We start from the raw sequence: 1,334 nt of genomic DNA, 5'->3' as shown, positions 1-1,334 counted from the left end.
GCCCGGCCCCGGCCGCGGCGGCACCGCGTCCGGCCGCTACTGCGGGTGGTGCTCCCTTTGCCCCGGCGAGCGATGCGCCGCGGATTGTCTCGGTCGGCCCAGGCGGGTTCCTGCGCCAGGGACCCGGCGATCAGCAGGCGCCGATTCCGCCCGCGCCGCCGCGCCGCCTGGTCCCGGCCAAGCCGAGCGCCGAAGTTGCGGACAAGACCAGCCTGCTCGATCTGAATGACCGGATCTGCCGCTGGCCGATGGGCCACCCGGGTGAGCCGGACTTCCATTTCTGCGGCGAAAAGGTGAACCCCGGTTTCCCCTATTGCGTCGAGCATTGTGGGCGCGCCTATCAGGCCCAGCTGCCCCGCGGCCATCGCCGCCCGCCTCCGCCGCTGCCATTCGGCGGACCACGGGTGCGCTGAAAGTGCGCCGGCTTGCAGCGCGGCTCGCGGCATTCTCGCTGCTGGCATCGACTGCAAGCGCCCCTGCCATGGCCTGGTCGGAAGAAAGCCACCAGACCACCGGGGCAATCGCCTGGATCGACCTCAGGCAAAACCATCCTGCCGAATTGGCGGAGCTGCTCACGCTCGCGCGGCAGCATCAGGATTACCCGCGCTTTGCACCGTTCCTGCAGCGGCTCAGTCCAGAGCAACAGGAGCGCGTGCTGTTCGAGATCCTGGCGCGCTGGCCCGACGATATTCGGGGCGGGCCTGAAGATCAGCCCGAATGGCACTATCAATTGCAGGTCGTTTCGGGACGAACCTGGCTCTGGCCGATCGAAAACGGTGCGGCGCTTTCCGGCTTCACCGATAACTTCGCCAAGCTTTCCAATCCCTGCGCCGCACCTAAGCAGCGGGCCAAAGCGATTGGCTGGCTGATCCACATCATCGGCGATATCCAGCAACCGCTGCACGCCGGGCACCAGATGACGGCAGCCTACAGCATGACCGATCGCGCGGGTGAACTCGCCTTTGTGCGTCGTCCTTCAGGTGAGGTCACCAACCTGCATCAGTTCTGGGACAAGACGATCGAGCGCGGCGGCCTGGCCCTGCCGGCAGGACAGCCAAGCTGGGCCGATGCGCTGGTGCAGGAATGGCCGCGCAGCCGGTTGCCCCGCGAACTTGGCAAGAACGGCGATCCGCAAGCACTGTTTCGCTATAACCTGACTGAAACCGCCGAACTGGCGCGACTGTTTGGCTATACGGGCACCTTTCTGCTGGCTTCGCCCGATCAAGCTGCAGCGCCGCAGGTCAGCGAGATGGAGCAAGCCGCGACCAATGCCCTCGCCAAGCGCCGGATTGCGACGGGAGGCTATCGGATCGCCGACCTGCTGGCCCGGGCGA

General features: G+C 66.7%; 2 protein-coding genes. Both read left to right on the top strand.

The features are described 5' to 3' along the window. A partial coding sequence (locus B2V17_RS10945; protein ID WP_292997560.1) for a GcrA family cell cycle regulator occupies window positions 1-413 on the top strand: 413 nt, incomplete at its 5' end. 2 nt (window positions 414-415) lie between these two features. Continuing rightward, window positions 416-1,334 (top strand): S1/P1 nuclease (locus B2V17_RS10940; protein WP_292997558.1); only part of this gene is annotated, 919 nt, incomplete at its 3' end.

This window comes from Novosphingobium sp. UBA6272 (assembly GCF_002440635.1).
Lineage (GTDB): Bacteria > Pseudomonadota > Alphaproteobacteria > Sphingomonadales > Sphingomonadaceae > Novosphingobium.
Note: the sequence above shows the minus strand (reverse complement) of the source record. Positions and strands in the feature narration are given on the sequence as shown.